This window comes from Nocardioides fonticola (assembly GCF_039536805.1).
GTDB lineage: Bacteria > Actinomycetota > Actinomycetes > Propionibacteriales > Nocardioidaceae > Nocardioides > Nocardioides fonticola.
On record NZ_BAAAZH010000001.1, the window covers coordinates 22,357 to 43,437 of the forward strand.

19 protein-coding genes are annotated in these 21,081 nt (G+C 72.8%); 15 read left to right on the top strand and 4 right to left on the bottom strand.

Annotation, left to right across the window (positions count from 1 at the left end):
• Positions 1-72 precede the first annotated feature (72 nt).
• From ABD671_RS00105 to ABD671_RS00165, 13 genes are all read left to right on the top strand, one after another.
• On the top strand, positions 73-519 hold the full coding sequence (locus tag ABD671_RS00105) for a (2Fe-2S)-binding protein (RefSeq protein WP_344731141.1): 447 nt from the start codon (positions 73-75) through the stop codon (positions 517-519).
• A gap of 36 nt (positions 520-555) precedes the next feature.
• Entirely contained in the window at positions 556-1,053 is a 498-nt protein-coding gene (locus ABD671_RS00110) for a GNAT family N-acetyltransferase (protein ID WP_344731142.1), read from the top strand.
• A 64-nt stretch (positions 1,054-1,117) separates the two neighbouring features.
• The gene (locus ABD671_RS00115; protein ID WP_344731143.1) at positions 1,118-1,366 is read left to right on the top strand and encodes a hypothetical protein; all 249 of its coding nucleotides are present in this window, start codon (positions 1,118-1,120) and stop codon (positions 1,364-1,366) included.
• A gap of 81 nt (positions 1,367-1,447) precedes the next feature.
• Complete coding sequence (locus tag ABD671_RS00120) at positions 1,448-2,362, top strand: alpha/beta hydrolase (protein WP_344731144.1); 915 nt, start codon at positions 1,448-1,450, stop codon at positions 2,360-2,362.
• Between the two features lie 10 nt (positions 2,363-2,372).
• Positions 2,373-2,993, top strand: a complete 621-nt coding sequence (locus ABD671_RS00125; protein WP_344731145.1) for a DinB family protein — start codon at positions 2,373-2,375, stop codon at positions 2,991-2,993.
• A complete protein-coding gene (locus tag ABD671_RS00130; protein WP_344731146.1) occupies positions 2,990-3,532 on the top strand; it encodes an SRPBCC family protein in 543 nt (180 codons plus the stop codon). The genes ABD671_RS00125 and ABD671_RS00130 overlap by 4 nt, the downstream gene beginning before the upstream one ends.
• 52 nt (positions 3,533-3,584) lie before the next feature.
• Complete coding sequence (locus ABD671_RS00135) at positions 3,585-5,090, top strand: alpha/beta hydrolase (RefSeq protein ID WP_344731147.1); 1,506 nt, start codon at positions 3,585-3,587, stop codon at positions 5,088-5,090.
• Positions 5,091-5,147: 57 nt separating this feature from the next.
• A complete protein-coding gene (locus tag ABD671_RS00140; protein WP_344731148.1) occupies positions 5,148-5,636 on the top strand; it encodes a DUF4188 domain-containing protein in 489 nt (162 codons plus the stop codon).
• 22 nt (positions 5,637-5,658) lie between these two features.
• A complete protein-coding gene (locus tag ABD671_RS00145) occupies positions 5,659-7,488 on the top strand; it encodes an SEC-C metal-binding domain-containing protein (protein ID WP_344731149.1) in 1,830 nt (609 codons plus the stop codon).
• Complete coding sequence (locus ABD671_RS00150; RefSeq protein WP_344731150.1) at positions 7,488-8,456, top strand: YeeE/YedE thiosulfate transporter family protein; 969 nt, start codon at positions 7,488-7,490, stop codon at positions 8,454-8,456. The genes ABD671_RS00145 and ABD671_RS00150 overlap by 1 nt, the downstream gene beginning before the upstream one ends.
• A 40-nt stretch (positions 8,457-8,496) precedes the next feature.
• The gene (locus tag ABD671_RS00155) at positions 8,497-9,573 is read left to right on the top strand and encodes a ferredoxin reductase (protein WP_344731151.1); all 1,077 of its coding nucleotides are present in this window, start codon (positions 8,497-8,499) and stop codon (positions 9,571-9,573) included.
• A 10-nt stretch (positions 9,574-9,583) separates the two neighbouring features.
• The gene (locus ABD671_RS00160) at positions 9,584-10,795 is read left to right on the top strand and encodes a fatty acid desaturase family protein (protein ID WP_344731152.1); all 1,212 of its coding nucleotides are present in this window, start codon (positions 9,584-9,586) and stop codon (positions 10,793-10,795) included.
• Positions 10,792-11,106: a hypothetical protein gene (locus ABD671_RS00165; protein WP_344731153.1), complete on the top strand. Its 315-nt coding sequence runs from the start codon at positions 10,792-10,794 to the stop codon at positions 11,104-11,106. Before ABD671_RS00160 ends, ABD671_RS00165 begins: the two co-directional genes overlap by 4 nt.
• A 9-nt stretch (positions 11,107-11,115) precedes the next feature.
• Here ABD671_RS00165 and ABD671_RS00170 read toward each other — a convergent pair whose 3' ends face one another.
• Positions 11,116-12,423, bottom strand: coding sequence for a UDP-N-acetylmuramoyl-tripeptide--D-alanyl-D-alanine ligase (locus ABD671_RS00170; RefSeq protein ID WP_344731154.1), 1,308 nt, complete (start codon positions 12,421-12,423; stop codon positions 11,116-11,118).
• Between the two features lie 23 nt (positions 12,424-12,446).
• Between ABD671_RS00170 and ABD671_RS00175 the strand changes: the two genes are divergently transcribed.
• Positions 12,447-13,523 (top strand): D-alanine--D-alanine ligase family protein, encoded by a 1,077-nt coding sequence (locus ABD671_RS00175; protein WP_344731155.1) that lies wholly within the window; start codon positions 12,447-12,449, stop codon positions 13,521-13,523.
• Between the two features lie 113 nt (positions 13,524-13,636).
• Positions 13,637-15,253 (top strand): AMP-binding protein, encoded by a 1,617-nt coding sequence (locus ABD671_RS00180; protein ID WP_344731156.1) that lies wholly within the window; start codon positions 13,637-13,639, stop codon positions 15,251-15,253.
• Between the two features lie 31 nt (positions 15,254-15,284).
• Here ABD671_RS00180 and ABD671_RS00185 read toward each other — a convergent pair whose 3' ends face one another.
• The 3 genes from ABD671_RS00185 to ABD671_RS00195 are packed head-to-tail and all read right to left on the bottom strand — an operon-like array spanning position 15,285 to position 21,072.
• Positions 15,285-18,746, bottom strand: coding sequence for an ATP-binding protein (locus tag ABD671_RS00185; RefSeq protein WP_344731157.1), 3,462 nt, complete (start codon positions 18,744-18,746; stop codon positions 15,285-15,287).
• A complete protein-coding gene (locus tag ABD671_RS00190) occupies positions 18,743-19,546 on the bottom strand; it encodes a DUF4194 domain-containing protein (protein ID WP_344731158.1) in 804 nt (267 codons plus the stop codon). The genes ABD671_RS00185 and ABD671_RS00190 overlap by 4 nt, the downstream gene beginning before the upstream one ends.
• On the bottom strand, positions 19,543-21,072 hold the full coding sequence (locus ABD671_RS00195; RefSeq protein ID WP_344731159.1) for a DUF3375 domain-containing protein: 1,530 nt from the start codon (positions 21,070-21,072) through the stop codon (positions 19,543-19,545). Before ABD671_RS00195 ends, ABD671_RS00190 begins: the two co-directional genes overlap by 4 nt.
• Between the last annotated feature and the right edge of the window lie 9 nt (positions 21,073-21,081).

Below are 21,081 nucleotides of genomic sequence, written 5' to 3' on the forward strand. Positions count from 1 at the left end.
GATGACTACCTCGCGGCGATCCAGCGCCGGCTGGGAGGTCCGCCGACGCGGGTCGCCGAGTCGGCGGCCGTGATGGGCCTCGCGTCGCGGTGGTGGTCGGCGGTGCTCGTACCGGCCGTCACCCACGGGATCGCGCCCGAGGCCAGCAGCCTGATGGCGCGGCATGTCGACGGTGCACTCGAACTCGGGGTGCGCTCGTTGACGCCGATGCGGGCCGACCCGGCGCGAGTTCGCGACAGCACAATGCAGGTGCTCGCACCGGTGATCGAGCACCTCCGGGCGAGCAGTCGCATGCTGTGGGCCAACGTCGCGGCATCGCTGCACGCCGTCCCCCGGGTGCACGCGCTGCCGCCCGCCACTGCCTGGTGCGCCCACCTGCTGGCAGAGGATCCACTCGCCGGGCACCTCGAGTTTCGAGGAGGCCAGGCCCGGCGTCAGGCGACCTGCTGCCTCTTCTACCGGGTGCCCGGCGCGGGCGTCTGCGGCGACTGCCTGTTCGAGGTGGCGCCGGGGATGTGAGGATGCGGGTGACCACGGCAGGAGGGCGGGAGCCGCGTGACCGATCGATCGATGACGCCCGACGCCGTCACGATCCACCGCTGCGACGGGCCCGGTGACCTCGCGGCCGCTGCCGAGGTCTTCGACCGCTACCGCTCGTACTACGGTCAGCCGACCGACCTCGACCGGACCCTGGCCTGGATGAGCGAGATGGTCGACGCTCTCCGCTTGATCGTCTTCGTCGCGCGTCCTCGAGCCGGCGACACCACGGAGCCGGTCGGGGTCGCGACGGCGGTGACCACGCCGGCGTCCCTCGCCCTGGGCACCTTCTGGCAACTGCGGGACCTCTACGTCGTCCCGGAGGCCCGGCGGGCCGGCATCGCCCGCGACCTCGTAGTCGCCGTCCGTGACGCCGCCCGGAGCGCGGGCGCGATCCGGGTATCGCTCATCACCGAGCCGGACAACAGCGCGGCGCTGGCGCTGTATCGGGGCCTGGGCTTCACCGAGGTCGAGGGGCTGGCGACGCTGAGCCTGGGGCTCGGGCGAGGCGACTGACGGTCGCCGCGAGGGTCGGTTGAGGGTGCTGCCGTTCCCGCCATCGCGACGTAGCCTCGACCTCATGCGACGTCTGTTCCTCCTCGCGCTCGGGGCGATGGTGGTGCTGCCGCTGGCCACCGTCGATCCGGCTGTCGCGATCATGCTCTTCGACCTGGAGTTCCTGACGATCCTCGGATCGGCCGGAGTGCTCTTCCTGCGCGGCGATGCCCGCGTGCTCTGCTACGCCGCCCTCGACACCCCGACGATGCTCGCCACGCGGGCGGCGATCCGGATGACGCGCGAGCGGCCGGCGTCCCTGCTGGAGGCGTGAGGGGCCTCCCCGCGGCGCCGCGGCGCGGCTAGGGTGCGAACGCTCCGGCGTCCGACCGGCGCGGACGGCGAGGTCGCAGCGATGGCGAGCAGCGGAGCGGGCACCGGCCGCCGGGACGTCTCCTTCATCTCCGGGGACGCCGCCTGCGCGGCTTGGTGGTATCCCGCGACCCAGGAGCCCGCAGGCGGACGGCGTCCGTGCGTGGTGATGGCGCACGGCTTCTCCATGACCCGAGGCGACGGGTTGGCCCGCTACGCCGAGGCGTTCGCGGCCGCGGGTGCGCACGTGCTCGTCTTCGACCACCGGCACCTGGGCGACTCCGGGGGCGAGCCCCGTCAGCGGTTCCGCGCCCGACGGCAGCGCGCCGACTGGCGCAACGCCGTCGCATACGCGCGTTCGCGTGCCGAGGTCGACCCGCAACGCATCGTGCTGTGGGGCTTCTCGTTCTCCGGCGGCCACATCGCCGCGCTGCTCGCCCGTGGGCTCGGTGTGGCGGCGGCGATGGTGCTATGCCCGTTCGTCGACGGCTGGGCGCGGGTCAGGGCCACTCCCCTGCGCCTCTCGGCGTGGATCATCCCGCGCGCCGTGGCCGACCTCCTCGGGCGGCACACGCTGATCCCGGTCACCGGCCCGCCTGGTTCGCACGGCGCGATGACGCATCCCGGCGAGGCCGCGGGGTTCGCCGCCTCGACCACCGCGGAATCCCGCTGGGTCAATCTCATCTCGCCGGCGCTCTTCCTCACCGTCGCCCTCTTCCGGCCGGTCAACCGCGCCGGCCGCATCGGCGTCCCGCTGTGGGTCGGGCGCTGCACGGACGACGCCAGCGTCGACCCCGTCGCCGTCGGACGGCTCGCCGACCGGGCTCCGCGCGGAGAACTCCACGAGTTCCCCGGCGACCACTTCGCGCCGTTCACGAGCGACGACGACGCCGTCCTGGCCGCGCAGGTGGCGTTCCTGCGCCGCACGGTGCTCGAACCGAACGCCATCCATGGATGAGACTGACTCGGTGACTCCGCAGATCTCGGCACCCGACGAACCGCTCGCCACCCTCCAGCGCTACCTCGCCCGCGATCGCGAGGCGCTGCTGTGGAAGCTGGACGGCGTCTGCGAGCGCGACGCCCGGCTGCCGCGCACCCCGACCGGTCTGAGCCTGGCCGGCATCGTCAAGCACTGCGCGAACGTGGAGATCGGCTACTTCGGGCTCACTTTCGGCCGCGAATGGCCGACCCCGGACGACGCCTGCTTCGTGCCGCTGACCACCTACGACGACGATCCGCAGGCCGACTGGTACCTCACCGAGCAGGAGTCGGTGGCCGAGCTGCGCGACTTCTACGCTCGCGTGCAGACCTTCGCCGATGCGACGATCGCCGACCTCGGCCTGGACGCCGTCGGCGCACCGCCCTGGTGGGGCGACCCGGCGGAGAACCAGGTGACGCTGCACCACATGCTCGTGCGGGTGGTCGACGACCTCGCCCGGCACGCGGGTCAGGCCGACGTCGTCCGGGAGCTGATCGACGGGCAGATCGGCCTCAACCCGACCTTCCCGAACATCCCCGAGGCCGGCTACGACTGGAGCGCGTACTGCGCGAAGCTCACCGCCATCGCCGACCGAGCGGCCGCCTCGTGATCGGCAACGGGGTCCGCGCCGACGAGGCGGAGATCGCCCGCAGCCTGCCGGGCGACGACCTCCTCCCGGACGCCGACGTGGTGATGGATCGGGCGTTCAGCCTGCCCGCGCCGCCGGATCAGGTGTGGCCCTGGCTGGTCCAGCTCGGCAAGCGGCGTGCGGGGTGGTACCTGCCCAGGCGGCTGGAACGGCTGCTTCCCCGCGACCGTCGCGGAGCGCGAGGGATCGATGCGCGGTGGCAGTCGCTGGGGGTGGGCGATGTCATCGCCGACTACGGCGGGCGCGACGCCACGTTCACCGTCGCTGCGATCGAACGCCCTCACCACCTCGTGCACACCTCGCAGCGCGGCCACCTGCACCTGACGTGGGCCCTGGTGCTCGAACCCGAGGACGACGGCACGCGGCTCCACCTGCGACTCCGCCTCGGCCCCGTGAAGCGCCGCCTGCTGGTCACGACCGGCGGGGAGCTCATCGACGTGCTCACCGTGGCGGGACTCGCGCGCGGACTGCGCGAGCGACTCACGGCGACCGAGCGGTGAGACGAAGAGCGAGGCCGCACCCGGCCGCCGCCCGATGCCGTAGGAATCGCCCATGCGTTCCCTCCGCCGCTGCGGCGTCGTCGTCCTGCTGCTGAGCCTCATCGGCCTGCCCGCCGCCCAGGCCGCGCCGGGTGATCCGAAGCCGGTCTCCCCCACCGACGACCTGGCCAACATCGCCGACGCCTACGGCCGCATCACCGGTCCGGGCGGGCAGCTGCGCAACCCCGCGTACCTGCCGGCGCTGGTGCAGCAGAGCTCGCTGGTGACCGCGGCCCAACTGATGGCGCAAGCGGTCGACCCGCTGCGCCTCGCGCTCACCCCGGCGCTAGCGGTGCCGGGATGGAACGTCGGCAACCCGCTGCGCGCGGGCTGGGACGGCACCCGCGGCCGCACCCGCACGGTCGCCTTCACCAACCGTTTCGGCGCCAAGCTGGCCGGCACCCTCTACGCGCCCCTGCCCGACGCGGTCGACCCCTACACCGGACGCCGCCTGCGGGCGCCCTACCCGGCCGTGGTGATCACCCCGGGCTCGGTGGGCGGCTCGCAGGGCATGTACCAGTGGCTCGCCGAGGACCTCGCCGAGCGCGGCCACCTCGTGCTGCTCTACGACGTGCAGGGCGAGGGCATCAGCGAGACCCTGCCGCACACCTCCGGCGAGGTGTTCCCCTTCTGCAACCCCTTCGGCGGCACCGAGGGCGACGCCGACCTCGGCACCCGCCAGGTGCTGCCCTGCCCGGGCGTGCCGTTCCAGCAGCTGTCGAACTTCACCACCGGCACCGTCGACGCGCTGGACTTCCTGACCTCGACGCCGTCCCGCCCCTACCCCAACCCGGGCGCCGCGGGCACCACGGTCGACGACCACAACCCGTGGTGGCGCCTGTGGGACCGCTCCCCGCTGCCGCACCCCACCGCCCCCGGCCGCACCGCGCGCATCGCGGTGGTCGGGCACTCGATGGGCGCGCTCGCGATCAGCCGCGTGCAGGGCTACGACGACCGCATCGCCACCGTGGTCGCCCTCGACAAGCTCGGCACGGTGGACGGCGTCCCGGTGCCGACGGTGACCGGGCGCGTCGTCCCGAAGGTGCCGGCGCTGGCGATCCAGTCCGAGTACGGCTTCACCGTGACGCCGGCCGTGCTCTCGGGCGGCAATTCCTTCATCCCCGAGCCGAGCCCGAACGGCCCCGACCCCGACCGCGAGAAGGCCACCGGCTTCGACCGCTGGCAGCGGGCGGGCATCGACTCGCTGGTCTACGTGCCGCGCGCCAGCACCCACCTGGAGTACACCGACATCCCGCTCGTCCTCCCGGCCTCGCGCTACGGCCAGGCGATCACCAGCGCCCTGACGCAGCGCTGGCTCGCCCACTACCTGGACGGCGGCCCGCTCGCCCCACTGCTGCGGCCCCGGCTGCGCTACCTCGAGCCCACCGGCGGCGGCACCTGGACGCCGATCACCCTCGACCGCCAGGCGCTGGCCAGCACCCGCTTCTGCTCGGCCTACTCCCTGAACCGGGGTTCCGCGCGCATCGCCGACGAGGACTGGAGCGACGTCGGATGCTGACCTTCCCCGAGGCCCGCGCCGACGACTAGCGTGGAGGCGACCTTCGAGGAGGCGCCCATGGCCCGCATCCTGCCCGGCCGACACACCCACGCCGAGCCGCCCGACGGCACGCTCACGGTGTTCCTCATCGGCATGCGGGTCAACAAGTGGTGGCGACCCGACGCCTGGGGTCCGGTCGCCGCGGCCATGGGCCCGATGATCGCCGAGCTCTCCCGCGACCCCTCCTCGGGTTTCCTGGGAGCGTCCACCACCATCGGCCGCCACGGACCGGTCCTCATCCAGTACTGGCGATCTCCGGAGGACCTCCAGCGCTACGCCTCCGACCGCGATGCGAAGCACCGGCCGGCCTGGACGGCGTTCAACGCGCGCGCCCGCCGGGCTCCCGGTGCCGTGGGCATCTGGCACGAGACCTACCAGGTGGCCGCGGCCGAGACCCTCTACGCCGACATGCCGCCGTTCGGCCTGGGCGCGGCCCTGGGCACCGAGGAGGTCGGGGCTCCGCTGAACACGGCGGCCAAGCGGCTGAGCCGCGGGCGGAGCACCTGAGGCAACGCCCTAGGCTCTCGGCGTGGACCACTACCCCTCCGACGAGGAGATCGCCGCCCGCATCACCGCCCTGCTGGACGACGGCCAGCCGCGCACCGACACTGAGATCGCCGCGGCGCTCGGGTTGGGAGCCGAGGGCACCGACCTGGTCGCCGAGCTGCTCGAGTCGGAGCTGGTGCCGCTGGTGATGCCGCTCGCAGGCGGCCGTGAAGTCGCGCTGCCGGCCCTCTTCCGCGGCCGGGTGCTCACGCATCGGCTCACCGAGGAGGAGGTCGAGGGACGCCTGCTGACGATGACCTTCGACCTCGCGCCCCTCGACCTCCTGGCCGAGGTCACCGACCGGACGACGTCGGGGGTCACCTTCACCGCCGAGGACGGCGGGTGGCGGTTCACCGGTCCGTTGTGGAAGCACCTCGGTGCCCGCTCGGGCGACCTGGTCGCCGTCCGGCTGGAGGGTGAGGAGATCGCGATCGAGCTGGTCGATGCTCCGGCCGGCGACGGTGCGGCGTTGACCGCGAGGATCGAGGCGGAGGTCCAGAAGGCGCGCCACCCCCTCGACATCTCGTCGGTGGTGTGGGAGATCCTCGCCTCGACGCCCGACGCGCTCACCGCGCCGCTCCCGCCCCTGAGCGAGCTCGTCGACGCCGCCGGGCTGAGCCGCCACAGCACCTACGTCGGCCCCGCCGGCGCCGACATCGACGCCCTCCAGCACGCAGCCGCCGTCGCCTCGGTGGCCGCCGAGCACGACCTCGAGACCGACGAGGCGCAGGCGGTGCTGACCCTCACCGGGCTGATCGTGAAGACCGCTGCCGGTCTGCCGGTCGACGACCCGGCACCGGCCGATGCGCTGGCCGCCCTCACCGAGCCCATCGTCGCCGGCGCCTTGATCGCCCACACCGCACCCTTCGGATGGCGCAGCCCCGAGGCGTTGGAACGGCTCTCCGCGGCCTGGGTCGAGCAGGCCCCGCGGGCCGCGCGCAGCAACCTGTGGTGGGTGCGCGGCCATGCTCTCGAACGCGCCGGTCGCACGGTGGCGGCCGAGGAGGCGTTCGAGAAGTCCCTCGATCTCGACGGCGAGAACCCGCTGGCCCTCGTGGACCTCTCCCGCTACAGCGCCGATCGCGGCAACCTGTCGCGCACCCTGTCGCTGCTGCGGCGGGCCCAGATGCCGGAGGACCACCCGACGGTGCGTCTGCTGGTGTCGCTGAGCGAGCCGGTCGGCGACATCGGCCGCAACGATCCCTGCTGGTGCGGTTCGGGACGCAAGTACAAGAACTGCCACCTCCACGGCGGTGAGCTGCCGCTCGACGCGCGGGCGCTGTGGCTCTACGAGCGCGCCGCCGCGTTCCTGCCGGAGAGCCGGTGGAGCGGGCGCACCTACGACCTGGCGACGATCGCGTGCAACAGCGACGATCCCGAGCACCTCGCCGAGCACGAGAACGACGACCTCGTCGTCGACACCCTGCTCGCCGAGGACGGTGCGTTCGCGGCCTTCCTCGAGCAGCGCGGCATGCTCCTGCCGCCCGCCGACCTCGCCCTCGCCGAGCGCTGGGTCGGCGTGCCGCGAGGCGTATACGTCGTCGTCGGGGTCAGCGAGGACATGTTCGCCTGCGTCCCGCACCGCGACCTGCCGCGCGAGCCCGACCCGCTGATCGTGGTGTGGCCCGGTGCCGGGGAGGTGCTGAGCATCGACGACATCGTGTGCACCCGCCTGCTGCCGGTCGGCGACACGCTGCGGTGCCTGGGCGGCGCCGTCCCGGTGGAGGCCGACGAGGTCGCGGCGCTGCACGCCGTCCTCGATCGCGAGCACACCGCCGAGGAGATCGTCGAGCTGCTGTCCTGGGCCGACTGATGGTCGCGGCCCTCACGGGCATCATCTCCGGCGTCCTCGTCGGCTACTGCCTGCAGCGTGGAGGGCTGTGCTTCCACACCGCGACCCGGACGGCGTTGCGCGGCGACCGACGGCTGGCGAGCGCCTGGCTGCTCGCGATCGCCGTGGCCGCGGTCGGGTTGACGCTGCTCTACGCGCTCCCACTCGGCGACGACCTGAACCGCGGGCTCGCCTTCCGTCCGGTGCGCAACATCGTCGGCGGGCTCACCATCGGCGTGGGCATGGTGGTGGCGCGCACCTGCGTCTCGGGGCTCTTCTTCAAGCTCGGCGCGGGCATGCTCGGCGCCGCCGTCGGGCTCGTCGGCTGGGCGGGCGGCGAACTGCTCGCCCGACACCTGGAGATCGGCGGGCCGACCTGGCTCTCCGGTGGCGACGGCGCCACCTTCCCCGGCGTCGTCGACCTGCCGAGGGCGGTCGTCGCCGTCCCCCTGCTGCTGTTCGCGATCGCGGTGGCGCGCGGCCAGCGCGCCACCGACGCGGGCTGGACGCCGCTGCGGCTCGGCACGCTGCTGGGCCTCGCCGTCACGGCGGCCTGGGCCCTCGCCGCGGTCGGCGGGGCGAGCTTCGGGCCGAGCACGGTGGGTGCGGTGTCCGGGGTCGCGGACGGTCGGCCACCCACCTGGCTCGTCTGCTTCCTCCTCGGCCTGATCCTCGGCGGCGCCGTCGCCGCTCGGGCGGCGGGCACCTTCGACGTCCGGGGCGAGCGGGGGCCTCGGTACGTGGGCCTGCTCCTGGGCGGCGTCCTGCTGGGCGCGGGCGGGTGGATCGCGGGCGGCTGCAACCTCGGTCACGGCCTCTCGGGTGCCGCCCAGCTCGACATCTCCTCGCTCGTCGTCATCGCCGCGATGACCCTGGGCACGGCCGCAGCCGTCGCGGTCGGAGAGCGGCTGGGGATGCTGGAGCGATCCTCCACCCCTCGGATCGAGTGAATCCGTTGACCCGTCGCGAGGACACCTGTTCACTGCTCGTGTGACGGGCGACACACTGACCTGGGAACGGGTGCGCAAGGCGGCCGACAAGCTGACCACGCCGCTCCTGCCCGACGACTACCTCACCCTGCTCAACCCGCTGTGGAGCTCGCGCGAGCTGCGCGGGCGGGTCGAGAAGGTGGTGCGCGAGACCGACGACGCCGCCACGCTGGTCATCCGGCCCGGCTGGGGCTGGCGCTACCAGCACCGCCCGGGCCAGTACGTCGGCATCGGGGTGCAGATCGGCGGGAAGTTCCACTGGCGCTCCTACTCGGTGAGCTCGCCACCCAAGCGCGACGGCCGCACGCTGGCGATCACCGTGCGCGCGATGCCCGAGGGCTTCCTCTCCGACCACCTGGTCAACGGTCTCGAACCCGGCACGATCGTGCGGCTCGCCCTGCCCAACGGCGACTTCGTGCTCCCCGATCCCCCGCCGGCGCGCGCCCTGTTCCTGGTGGGCGGCAGCGGCATCACCCCCGTCATGTCGATGCTGCGCACCCTCGACCGCCGCGGCACGATGAGCGACGTCGTCCTGCACTACTCCTCGACGACGCCGGAGCGGATGATCTTCCGCGAGGAGCTCGAGGCGATGCACGAGCGGCACGCCGCGCTCACGGTGATCCAGCGCCACACCGACCACGAAGGCATCCTCGACCTGACCACGCTGGACGACGTCGTCCCCGACTGGCGGCGGCGCGAGACCTGGGCGTGCGGGCCGGCGCCGATGCTCGACGCGGTCGAGCAGCACTGGGAGGCCGCCGGGCTCGCCGAGCAGCTGCACCTCGAGCGGTTCTCGCTGGTGGTGGCCGGCGACGGCGGCGAGGGCGGCACGATCAGCTTCCAGAACTCCGGCAAGCAGGCCGAGGTCGACGGCGCCACCACCGTCCTCCAGGCCGGCGAGGACGCCGGGGTCGGCATGCCCTACGGCTGCCGCGTGGGCATCTGCCACACCTGCACCGTCACCAAGATCTCCGGCACCGTGCGCGACCTGCGCAACGGCGAGGAGTTCGACCAGCCGAACGAGCAGATCCAGACCTGCGTCACGGTGCCCGTCGGCCCGTGCGTCATCAACCTCTGAGAGGACTCTCATGGCCATCGCCGACGTCGCCGAGTACGCCCACCTGACCCCCGAGGAGGTCGAGGCCATCGGCCGCGAGCTCGACCTCATCCGAGCCGAGATCGAGGCCTCACGAGGTGCCGCCGACGCGCTCTACATCCGCCGCGTCATCCGCGCCCAGCGCTGGATGGCCGCCGGCGCCCGCATCGGCATGATCGCCGCCGCGCCCATGGACAAGCGGGCGCGTCGTCCGGTCATGGCCGCGAGCGCGATCACCCTCGGCCTGGCCAAGATCCTGGAGAACATGGAGATCGGCCACAACGTCATGCACGGCCAGTGGGACTGGATGAACGACCCCGAGATCCACTCCTCCACCTGGGAGTGGGACACCGCGCAGCCGGCCGAGCAGTGGAAGCACTCCCACAACTACATCCACCACCAGTTCACCAACGTGCTCGGCTTCGACAACGACATCGGCTACGGCGTCCTGCGGATGGCCCGGGAGCAGAAGTGGACGCCGGCCAACCTCGGCCAGCCGGTCTACAACGCCCTGCTCGCCGGGCTGTTCCAGTGGGGCGTGGCGCTGCACGACCTCGACCTCGAGGCGATCCGGAAGGGGAAGAAGGACCCCGCCGAGATGAAGCGGCAGCTGCGCCAGATCGCGGCCAAGGGGCGCAACCAGTTCCTCAAGGACTACGTGCTCTATCCGGCGCTCACCGGGCCGCGCTGGAAGGAGACGATCAAGGCCAACGCCACCGCCAACCTCATGCGCAACGTGTGGGCCTACCTCATCATCTTCTGCGGCCACTTCCCCGACGGCGCCCTGCACTTCACCGAGGAGGAGCTGGAGGACGAGACCCGCGCCGAGTGGTACCTGCGCCAGATCTACGCCACGGCCAACTTCGAGGGCGGCCCGCTGCTGCACCTGATGAGCGGCAACCTCGGCTACCAGATCGAGCACCACGTCTTCCCCGACCTGCCGAGCAACCGCTACGCCGAGATCTCCGGGCGCATCCGTGCGCTGTGCGAGAAGTACGACATCCCCTACACCAGCGGCCCGCTGCACCGGCAGTACGGACAGGTGCTGCGCACGGTCATGAAGCTCTCGCTGCCCAACCGCTTCACCACCGACGACAAGCCGGAGACCTTCGACCACCCCGAGGTCTCCCACGGACGCCGCGACCACGAGAAGCGGCAGTCGCGGCGCACCGAGCTGGGGGCCTGGTCGCGGACCGCCTCGTGACCACGGCCCTCTTCGCCTGGGAGGACGGCGTGCCGACGCGGCGCGCCGTCACCCGGTGCGCCCTGAGCCGGGTGTGCGGGGCGTGCGGTCGCCCGCTCGGCCGGCCGATCGCCTTCGTCGGCGACCCCTCCGAGGTGGCGCGCAACGAGTTCCACCTGCCGCCGCTGCACGTCGAGTGCGCGGACGCCGTCCTGCCGCTCGTCACCGACGGAGACGTCGTGCTCACCTCGGGCTACGAGTTCGTGCGGCCTGCGGCCGACGATCCCGACCGGGCCGTGCGCTGCGCGCCCAACTCGGTGGTCGCCCGCTGAGGCTCGCCCTCAGTCCGCTGCGGCCAGCGCGTCGGCCAGCGCGTCGAGGCCGACCGACCGGCTCGCCTTGACCAGCACGGCGGTGCCCGGCGGCACCGGGCCGAGCTCGGCGAGCACCTGCTCGGCCGGGCGCCCAGGGACGCCGTAGAGGTCGGTGCCCGCGGCGACGAGCTCGATGCCCAGCGTGGCCGCGTGCTCGGCGACCTCGCGGTGGCCGGTCTCCGGGTCGTCGAGCTCGCCCATCATGCCGAGCACCGCGACGCGTCGCTCGGCGTCCATCGCGGCCAGGGCGTCGAGGGCGGCGCGGGTGGAGGTGGGGTTGGCGTTGTAGGCGTCGTTGACCACGCGGCCGCCGCCGGCGGCGTCGAGCACCTGCATGCGCATCGCGCTCAGTCGGGCGGTCGAGAGCGCCTCGGCGGCCACCGCGAGGTCGACGCCCAGCGCGCCCGCGACCGCGATCGCTGCCGCGGCGTTGGACGCCATGTGCGCCCCGCCGACGGCCAACGCCAGGTCGGTGCTCCCCCACGGGGTGTGCACGGTGAACCGGGCCCGGGCCAGAGCGTCGAGGGTGAGGTCGGCGATGCGGACGTCGGCGCCCTCAGCGCGCCCGTAGGTCAGCACGGAGGCCTGCGTGCGCGAGGACATGGCGGCGACCCGGTGGTCGTCGGCGTTGAGCACAGCGGTGCCGTCGGCGGGCAGGGCCTCGACGAGCTCGCCCTTGGCCTTCGCGACCCCCTCGATGCCGCCGACCTTCTCGGTGTGGGAGTACCCGACCGCGGTCACCACGCCGATCTGGGGGCGGCCGATCCCGCAAAGCTGGGTGATCTGCCCGAAGCCGCGCATGCCCATCTCGAGCACCAGCACCTCGGTGTCGTCGGGGGCGGCCAGGATCGTGGTCGGCAGCCCCGACTCGTTGTTGAAGCTCTTCTCGTTCGCCCACACGCGGCGCTGCGGGGCCACGGCGGCGCGGATGAGGTCCTTGGTGCTCGTCTTGCCGACGCTGCCGGTGACGCCGACGACCCGGGCGGGCAGCTGCTGGCGGGCCCAGGTGGCCAGGTCGATGAGCGCGGCCGCGGTGTCGGCGACCCGGATCACCGGGATGCCCGACTCGACCTCGCGCGAGGCCAGGGTGGCCGCCGCGCCCGCCGCGACGGCGGCGTCGAGGAAGTCGTGCCCGTCGCGCTCGGCCACCAGCGGCACGAACAACTGACCAGGCACGAGGCTGCGCGTGTCGAACGCGACGGTGTCGAGGACGACGTCCTCGCCGTGGAGTGTGCCGTGGGTCGCGTGTGCCGCCTGGGATGCCCGGAACCTCATGTCGCGGAGGGTAGCGTTCGGCCATGGCCTCGGAGACCCGCACCCACCTCGTCGTCCTCTTCGGTGGACGCTCCGCCGAGCACGACGTCAGCTGCGTGACCGCGGCCCACGTGCTCGCCGCGATCGACCCCGAGCGGTACCGCGTGACGCCGATCGGCATCGACCGCGAGGGCACCTGGATGCTCGCCGAGGGCGCCCGTGCCGCCCTCGCCGCCGGGCCGGCAGCACTGCCCGAGCGTCTGGAGCCCGTCGGCGACGTCGTCACCCCGGACGCCGTCCTGGCCACCACCGCCGCGGGCGAGCGCACCGTCGTCCTGCCGCTGCTGCACGGCCCGATGGGCGAGGACGGCACGGTGCAGGGGCTGCTCGAGCTCGCCGACGTCCCCTACGTCGGCTCGGGCGTGCTCGGCTCGGCCGTCGCGATGGACAAGGCCGTGGCCAAGGACCTCCTCGCCGCCCACGGCATCCCGCAGGCGCGGCACCGCGCCTTCGCCGAGCACCAGGTCACCGACGCCCTCCTAGCCGAGCTGATCGACGATCTCGGGCTGCCCTGCTTCGTCAAGCCCGCCAACATGGGCTCCTCGGTCGGCGTCAGCAAGGCCCGCGACCTCGACGGGCTGCGCGAGGCCATCGCACACGCGCTCACATACGACGAGTGGGTCGTGGTCGAGGAGGCCGTCATCGGCCGCGAGATCGAGGTCGCCGTACTCGGCGGCATCACCCCGGAGGCCTCCGGTGCCGGCGAGATCGTGCCCGGCGCGGAGTTCTACGACTACGAGGACAAGTACGTCACCGACGCCGCCGAACTGCTCATCCCGGCGCCGCTGACCGCCGAGCAGACCGAGGAGGTGCGCGCGCTCGCCGTCCGGGTCTTCCAGGCGCTGCGCTGCGACGGTCTGGCCCGCGTCGACTTCTTCTTCGAGGAGGGCGGGCGCGGCTTCCTGTGCAACGAGGCCAACACGATGCCCGGCTTCACCCCGATCTCGATGTACCCCAAGCTGTGGCAGGCCGCCGGCCTCGACTACAGCGAGCTCATCGACCGCCTCGTCGACCTCGCCGTCGACCGGCACACCCGGCGCCGCCGCAACACCAAGCACTGACCCCGGCGCCGAGCGGTCACCCGTTCGGAGAGGTGGCGCACACCCCGTTGCGCGCCCATGATCGCGATGACGGCCGCACCGTCGCGGCCGCACGCGATCCGTGGGAGGCACCCGTGCTGGCACAGGCTCAGGGCGAGACGTATCCGCCGCTGCTGGAGGAGACGATCGGGGCGAACCTCGAAGCCACCGTCGCCCGGCACCCCGACCGGGAGGCGCTCGTCGAGGTCGCGACCGGACGCCGGTGGACCTGGGCCCAGTTCGACGCCGACGTGAACACCGTGGCCCGCGGACTCCTCGCCGCCGGGGTCGCGGTCGGCGACCGGGTCGGGATCTGGTCGCCCAACCGCGCCGAGTGGACCCTCGTGCAGTACGCGAGCGCGAAGATCGGCGCGATCCTCGTCAACGTCAACCCGGCCTACCGCACCCACGAGTTCTCCTACGCGGTGAACCAGAGCGGGCTCTCGCTGCTCGTGACGGCCGAGTCGTTCAAGACCAGCGACTACCGCGCGATGGTGGCCGCGACCCGGACCGAATGCCCGGCGCTGCGCCGCGTCGTCCACCTGGGCACCGCGGAGTGGGACGACCTGCTGGCCGAGGGCGCCGACCTGCCGGCGGACGCCGTCCCGCAGCGGATGGCGGGCCTGAGCCCCGACGATCCCATCAACATCCAGTACACCTCGGGCACCACCGGCCGCCCCAAGGGCGCCACGCTGAGCCACCGCAACATCCTCAACAACGGCTACTTCACCACCGAGCTGATCGGCTTCACCGCCGACGACCGGCTCTGCATCCCGGTGCCCTTCTACCACTGCTTCGGCATGGTGATGGGCAACCTCGGGTGCACCACCCACGGCGCGACGATGGTGATCCCGGCGCCGGGCTTCGACCCCGAGATCACGCTGCGCACGCTGGAGGAGGAGCGCTGCACGGCCGTGTACGGCGTCCCGACGATGTTCATCGCGATGCAGAACAGCCCGCTGTTCGGCGAGGTCGACCTCGGCACGCTGCGCACCGGCATCATGGCCGGCTCGATCTGCCCCATCGAGGTGATGCGCCGCTGCATCGACGACATGCACATGGACGGCGCCTCCATCGCCTACGGCATGACCGAGACCAGCCCGGTCTCGACCCAGACCCGCGCCGACGACGACCTCGAGCACCGCACCGCCACCATCGGCCGCGTGCACCCGCACGTCGAGGTGAAGATCGTCGACCCGGTCACCGGCGAGACCGTCGAACGCGGCCGGCCGGGCGAACTGTGCACCCGCGGCTACTCGGTGATGCTCGGCTACTGGGACGACCCCGAGCGCACCGCCGAGGCCATCGACGCCGACGGCTGGATGCACACCGGCGACCTCGCCGAGATGCGCGAGGACGGCTACTGCGTCGTGGTCGGCCGGATCAAGGACATGGTCATCCGCGGCGGAGAGAACATCTACCCGCGTGAGATCGAGGAGTTCCTCTACACCCACCCCGACATCGAGGACGTGCAGGTCGTCGGCGTCCCGGACGAGAAGTACGGCGAGGAGCTGTGCGCCTGGATCCGGATGCGCGCGGGCGCGACCCCGCTCGACGTCGCCGACGTCCGCGCCTTCTGCGACGGCCGGCTCTCGCACTACAAGATCCCGCGCTACGTGAAGGTCGTCGAGGAGTTCCCGATGACGGTCACCGGCAAGGTGCGCAAGGTCGAGATGCGCGAGCTCTCGACCGCCGAGCTCGGCTTGGGCTGAGGTCGCCGACCCGGGACCCGGAGCCCGCGCCTCAGCCGTTCTGTGCGTCGCGGATCGGGGTGATCCAGGACTGGTGGGTGGCGGCGTTCTTGGTGATCGCCAGCAGCTCGTCCATGTGCGGTTCGAGGCCGGTGACCTTGTCGAGCGGCACGCCGATGATGAGCTGGAACCCCAGGCCCTTCCAGGCCTGCACGGCGCGGCCGGCGAACTCCGAGTCGGCCTTGACGAAGCCCTCGTCGAGGAAGACCGGCGCGAAGCGCGGGCGCGAGCGCAGCTCGTCGCCGAGACGGAACCGCAGGGCCGAGCCGACGATGAACGCCACGAGCTCCTGGCTCTCGCCGCCGCTCTTCTCCCCCAGCGTGCGGTAGGTCGCGCGCAGCTCGCCCGTGGCGGCGTCGTAGCGCTCGGCGCTGATCTCGACATGGCGTCGCACGTCGAGCAGGCGGTCGCGGTCGGTGACCGACCCGTCGCCGCCCTGGCGCGGACGACGCAGCTGCTCCATGAACCGGGAGAGCTCGACGAAGCGCTTCTCCAGACCGGCCTCGTCGAGCTGGGCGGTGGAGCCCGACGACAGCGCCCGGAGGTCCTTCATGAACAGCTGGACGTGGGCCGGCGCCAGCCGGCGCAGTCGGATGCGGAGCCGGTCACCGGCGCCGCCGAACTCCAGCCGACGCAGGATGGCGTTGATCGGCTCGAGCCGGTCTTCGATCTCCTCGACCGAGGAGGCCATCGCCCCGAGCAGCGGCACGAGGTCCTGACCGCTCCACTCGGTGAGGCGGCGGCGCCACTCCGAGCGCCGATCGGCGAGGCCCTTGCCGCGGATCTCCTCGAGGATGCGCGCGTAGTCGCCGTAGGACTCGGCCGTGATGCCGAGGTTCGGGGAGTCCCACTGGAACTTGTAGAGCCGGAAGATGCCGGCCAGTTCGTCGTCGACCCGGGCGATCTCGGCCTCCGCGTCGGCGACCGCGCCGCGCAGACGTTCGGCCAGCCGCTGGGAGTTCTCGGTGAACCGTTCGAGGTCGTCGGGGTCGGCCGGGGCCGCCGCCGCGGCGAAGTCGGCCACCAGGGCGGCGTCCTGCTCGTCGGTGAGCAGCACCCGCCCGGCGGACTCCATGGCGTCGAGGCGGTCCTTGACGTGGTCCTCGTCGTCGACGAGGTGGGCGTGGGCGTCGGCCAGCTCGCGCTGCTGCCGCTCGAGGTCGAAGCGACGGCGACGCACCTCGTCGACGGCGGCCGCGAGCTCGACGATCTGCCGCTCCAGGGTCTGGAGGGTGTCGTCGGCGTCGAGGATCTCCGCGCGCCGGCGCTCCAGGTCGGCGATGCGACGGTCGCTGGAGTCGACGTCGAGGTCGTCGAACCGGGCCTGGGCCACCGCGTCGTAGGAAGCCCGCTGGAGCTCCAGGACGCCGCCCTGCCGGTCGAGCTCGCGCACCTGGGCGTCGATGCCCTCGAGCTCGGACTCGAGCGCGGCCAGCTCGGCATCGATCTCGGCGAGGGCGTCCTCGTTGGAGAAGCCGATGATGCTGCGGGTGTCGGTGCGCCCGTGGGTGCCGCGTCGACCCTGTCGGGTCTGGCCGGCCAGCGTGACCCGCAGCCCGCCACCGGCCAGCCCCTCGGCGGTCTCGACGCACAGCGCGTTGCGGGAGGGCTCGGCGACGTGCGCCTGCACCCACCCGGCGAACGGGGAGTCCTTGAACAGCAGCTTGCCGGCGACCCGCTCGAGGTCGGCCGGGCCCTGGTCGGGCAGGTCGAGCTCGACGCCCTCGAAGGTGAGCCGGCCCCGCAGGTGCAGGCCGTCGATGGCAGCAGAGAACCGTTCGAGCCGATCGAGCGGCACCAGCATCATGCGGGCGCTGCCACCGAGGACGGTCTCGATGGCGCCGCGCCACCGGGCCTCCTCGGGGGCGACGTCGAGCAGCTCGGCGACGAACGGCAGCTCCTCGATCGGCAGACCGCTGGCCGCGGCGACCTCCGCGCGCAGCTCGTGCATGCGGGCCGGGACCCGACCGGCGCGGTTCTCCAGCGACGCCCGCTCGGCGCGCAGCTCGCTGCGTCGCTGCTGGAGCGGGTAGCGGCGTTCGAGGACGCCGTCGCGCTCGCGGCGGATGCGCTCCTGGTCGCGCTCCCAGCCGGCCAGCCACTGGCGCGCATGCAGCTGGAGCACGGTGAAGGCCTCGGCCGAGAGCATCGCGGCGTCGAGGTCGGGGGCGGAGGCGTCGGCGACGTCGACCAGCGGCAGCAGCCGCTCCTGGAGCACCGCTCGACGGGTGCGACGGTCTTCGCGGACCACCTGCTCCTGCTCGAGTGCGAGGGCCAGCGACTGGAGCGTCGCGCCACCGGCCGAGCGGTGGGACTCCTTGGCCGCCTCCAGGTCGGCCTGGAGCGACCGCTCGGAGGAGATCGCCGCCGCGAGCCGCTCGGTCACCTGGGCGCGCGCCTCGCGGTTGGCGTCGCTCGCGGCCTCGATCAGCCGCAGGTGGGTGCGCAGCAGCCACAGCCGCAGCGGGGTGTCGCCGGAGATCGTGACGCCGTAGGAGTCGAGTTCGCCCAGGCGCCGCTCGGCGACGACCTTGCGGGCGTGGAGGTCGACGATGGGTTCGAGCAGCTCGAGCTTCTGCTCCTCGGTGCGCATCGCCACGTAGGCGGCGTCGAGGTCGTCGAAGTGCTCGATCGCGCGGTCGGCCGCGGCGTAGGTGGCGGGCCGCTCGAGCACCATCTCCTTGTAGAGCTCGTCGACGCTGCGCACCTGGTTGCCGGCCTGGATGCGGGCCAGGAGCCGCAGCGCCTTGGCGCCGTCGCCGCCGGCACCGATGCCCAGCCGGGCGTGCAGCACCGCCGCGAACTCCGCGTAGGTGCGGTGCACCCGGATGCCGGGGTAGAGCTTCTTGAGGGTGTTGGCGTGGAAACGCTCGGGGACGGCGACCTCGAGGGTCTCCAGCGACAGCGCGCCCTCGTAGGTGGCCAGCTGCATCTGCACCTCGCCGGAGCGGGCGGCGCGGCGCGGCACGTAGTAGGTGCGCAGCGCGGTGAAGCGGCCGCCGTGGTCGTTGACGAAGGTCATCGCCACCGCACCCCAGGTGTCGGAGCCCTTGCCGCGCAGGAGCTTCTCGACCGGACGCCCGGTGCGGGGGTCGTCGATCACGTCGACGGCGCCGCGCAGGTAGGAGAGCAGGTTGCGCTGGCCCACACCACGGGCGCGGCCGGCGACGGCGTCGTTGGAGGCGCCGTTGAACTTGGTGTCGGACGGCATCATCAGCGCGGTGTAGGCGTCGAGGATGGTGCTCTTGCCGACCCCCGAGGCGCCGGAGATCATCGTGGCGTCGCCGCGCAGCGGCACCGTCGTCAGGCCGGCGAAGCCGCCCCAGTTGACCAGCTGCATGAGCGCGGCCCGCCACTGCATGGTGTCGTCGGTGGGGGTGGCCACCGTGGCCCGGTCGAAGAGCCCGTCGCCCGCCGGGCCGCCGTCGACCTGCTCGATCTCCTCGACGCTCATGCGAGCTCCTCCTCGGCGCCCTCGGGCGCCACCTCGTCGATCGGGCCCTCGATCTCGCCGTCGATCTGATCGAGGACGGCGTGCGGCTCGTCGTCCGCGGCGTCGGGTGCCGTGCTGGCGCGCAGGGCCGCGAGGAGCTCCTGGAGGACCTCCAGGGGCAGCAACGGCTCGATGGCCTCGCTGATCTCGTAGCGCTCGTCGGCCGGTGAGCCGATGAGCAGCCCGGCCTTCGCCAGGTTGGCCACCGCGTTGCGGGCGCGCTTCTCATCGCCCGCCTCGTCGGTGGCGTGCGGGGGGCGGAAGGTGGCGATGTGGTCGAGGATGTCGTCGCGGTCGACGTAGACCCGGGCGTCGCCACCGGCCAGGCCGGCGCGCAGCCGGTCGCGCAGGTGCACGAGCACGATCGTCTCCTCGCGGGTCCAGGCGGCGTCGTAGAGCAGCGTCGGGAACCGGCTGCCGGTCTCGGAGGTGGCCTGGCGCTTCCAGGCGACCTCGCGGGACCGGTCGACGGCGAGGTCGAGGAAGAGGTCGTTGAGGCGCGAGCGCAGCAGCCGCTCGTGCTCGACGAGCACCGCCCAGTCGCGCGGGTGGGTGCGCGCGGAGATGAAGCGCTGCTTGAGCAGGGTGACCAGCGCATGGCGCTGGGCGTACTCCAGGCCGCCCTCGTCGCCCTCGAAGAGCGAGACCGAGGCCGCGTCGTCGACCAGCTCGTCGTCCAGCTCCTCGTCCAGCTCCTCGTCCAGCCCGTCGAGCGGCTCCTCGAACCGGTCGGTCTGCTCCTCGTCGAGCTCGACGGTCATCGGCGGGCCTTCCGGGTCGTGGTGGTCGTGGTGGTCGGGCTGGTCGGGGCGGGGTCGGGCAGGTCGGGATCGGGCAGCGGCAGCCGTGGCACGGCGAAGGTGCGCCTGCTGCCGTCGGGCCGCAGGGCCGTGAAGGCCTCCTCGGCCTCCTCGGCCGACCAGCCCTGGTCGGCGGCGAGGTGCAGCAGCCCGAAGATCTCGACCGGACGCCGCAGGGAGGGTTCGAGCCGCTCGAAGAGCTCGCCGAGCGAGGACGCCGGCAGCAGGTCGGCCAGGGCCGCGTCGAGCCGCTCGCGCAGCGACCCGAGCTGCGGACCGCCCTGGGCCATCAGCTCGGCGAGCGAGACCGGCGGCGCGTCGGCGGGGTCGGCGGCGCGGATGCGTTCGGGCAGCCGGTCGTCGGCGGGGTCGTGGAAGCGCTCGCGCAGGTGCTCGACGGAGAGGCGCGCGGGCAGCAGCGGGACGTCGTGGCTGGCGCGCGGGCCGGTGGTGGCCATCCAGGTCATCAGCTCGGACTCGATCTGGCGCAGCGTCTGCTCCAGCTCGCGGTCGCGGGCGGCGTCGTGGGAGACGATGTACTCCTTGAGCGTGGACGTCACGCGCGAGCGCTGCGAGAGCACCCGGTCGAGGCCGTCGCGGATGAGCCGCACGGTGCCACGCAGCTCCGAGCGCTCGGCGTCGGAGAGGGTGACGTCGGCCAGCGGATGGTCGAGCAGGTCGGTGAGGTCGTCGCGCAGCTGGGTGACCAGGGCGTCGTCGCGCAGCAGCGCGAACGCGCCCTCGAACGCCCGGCCCTCGTGGGTGGCGGTCATGAGCGCGTCGGCGCGGGCCAGGTAGTCGTCGATGACCTCGCCGGCGGGACGGTCCTCGGCGCGGAAGGCGGCCAGGATCTCGGCACGGATGGTGGCGAACCGCTCCTCGACCCGCGCGAAGTCGCTGGGCAGCGCGGAGATGAGCGAGAGCAGCTCGGTGTAGCCCTCGAGCATGAAGTCGGAGGTGGCCCCGACGATCTCGGCGCCGTCGACGAGCCGGTCGCGCTCGGCGGTGAGCCGGGCGATCTCCTCGTTGAGAATCGTCATGCGCGAGGTGCGGTCGGGATTGGCCTCGGCGTTGAAGCGGCGCACGGTGGTGAGGATCGTGGCGATGCGGTGCTCGCTGAGCGTGGCGCGGTCGCGGGTGAGGTTCTTGACCAGCTCGAGCGCCTGCTGGGCGTGGGAGGTGAGCGTGTAGACCTCGTTGCCCCCCTCGTCGAGGGAGCGCACCAGCCACTGGCCGCGCATCCAGCGCTGGCAGATGTCGCGCCCCGAACCGGCCGGGACGTCGGTCTCGCCGGTGAGCCGGATCTGCGCGAGGTGCTCCTCGACCTGGGTGTGCAGGCGGGCGGTCGGGATCGGCTTGTTGTTGCGGCCGAACGCGGCCCGGAAGATCGTGATGACGACCGGCGCCTGCCGCTGGTGGAGCAGGGTGAGGGTGGGCTGCGCGAAGGCACCGGTGACCCGAGCGAACTCGGCGGCGATCTCGCTCACGACTCCCCC

Excerpts from the sequence above, each read along its gene's own strand:
- ABD671_RS00160 (WP_344731152.1), top strand. The coding sequence starts at position 9,584 with ATGGCCATCGCCGACGTCGCCGAGTACGCCCACCTGACCCCCGAGGAG.
- ABD671_RS00120 (WP_344731144.1), top strand. The coding sequence starts at position 1,448 with ATGGCGAGCAGCGGAGCGGGCACCGGCCGCCGGGACGTCTCCTTCATC.
- ABD671_RS00140 (WP_344731148.1), top strand. The coding sequence starts at position 5,148 with ATGGCCCGCATCCTGCCCGGCCGACACACCCACGCCGAGCCGCCCGAC.
- ABD671_RS00190 (WP_344731158.1), bottom strand. The coding sequence starts at position 19,546 with ATGACCGTCGAGCTCGACGAGGAGCAGACCGACCGGTTCGAGGAGCCG.
- ABD671_RS00175 (WP_344731155.1), top strand. The coding sequence starts at position 12,447 with ATGGCCTCGGAGACCCGCACCCACCTCGTCGTCCTCTTCGGTGGACGC.
- ABD671_RS00115 (WP_344731143.1), top strand. The coding sequence starts at position 1,118 with ATGCGACGTCTGTTCCTCCTCGCGCTCGGGGCGATGGTGGTGCTGCCG.
- ABD671_RS00170 (WP_344731154.1), bottom strand. The coding sequence starts at position 12,423 with ATGAGGTTCCGGGCATCCCAGGCGGCACACGCGACCCACGGCACACTC.
- ABD671_RS00150 (WP_344731150.1), top strand. The coding sequence starts at position 7,488 with ATGGTCGCGGCCCTCACGGGCATCATCTCCGGCGTCCTCGTCGGCTAC.
- ABD671_RS00105 (WP_344731141.1), top strand. The coding sequence starts at position 73 with ATGGGCCTCGCGTCGCGGTGGTGGTCGGCGGTGCTCGTACCGGCCGTC.
- ABD671_RS00135 (WP_344731147.1), top strand. The coding sequence starts at position 3,585 with ATGCGTTCCCTCCGCCGCTGCGGCGTCGTCGTCCTGCTGCTGAGCCTC.
- ABD671_RS00185 (WP_344731157.1), bottom strand. The coding sequence starts at position 18,746 with ATGAGCGTCGAGGAGATCGAGCAGGTCGACGGCGGCCCGGCGGGCGAC.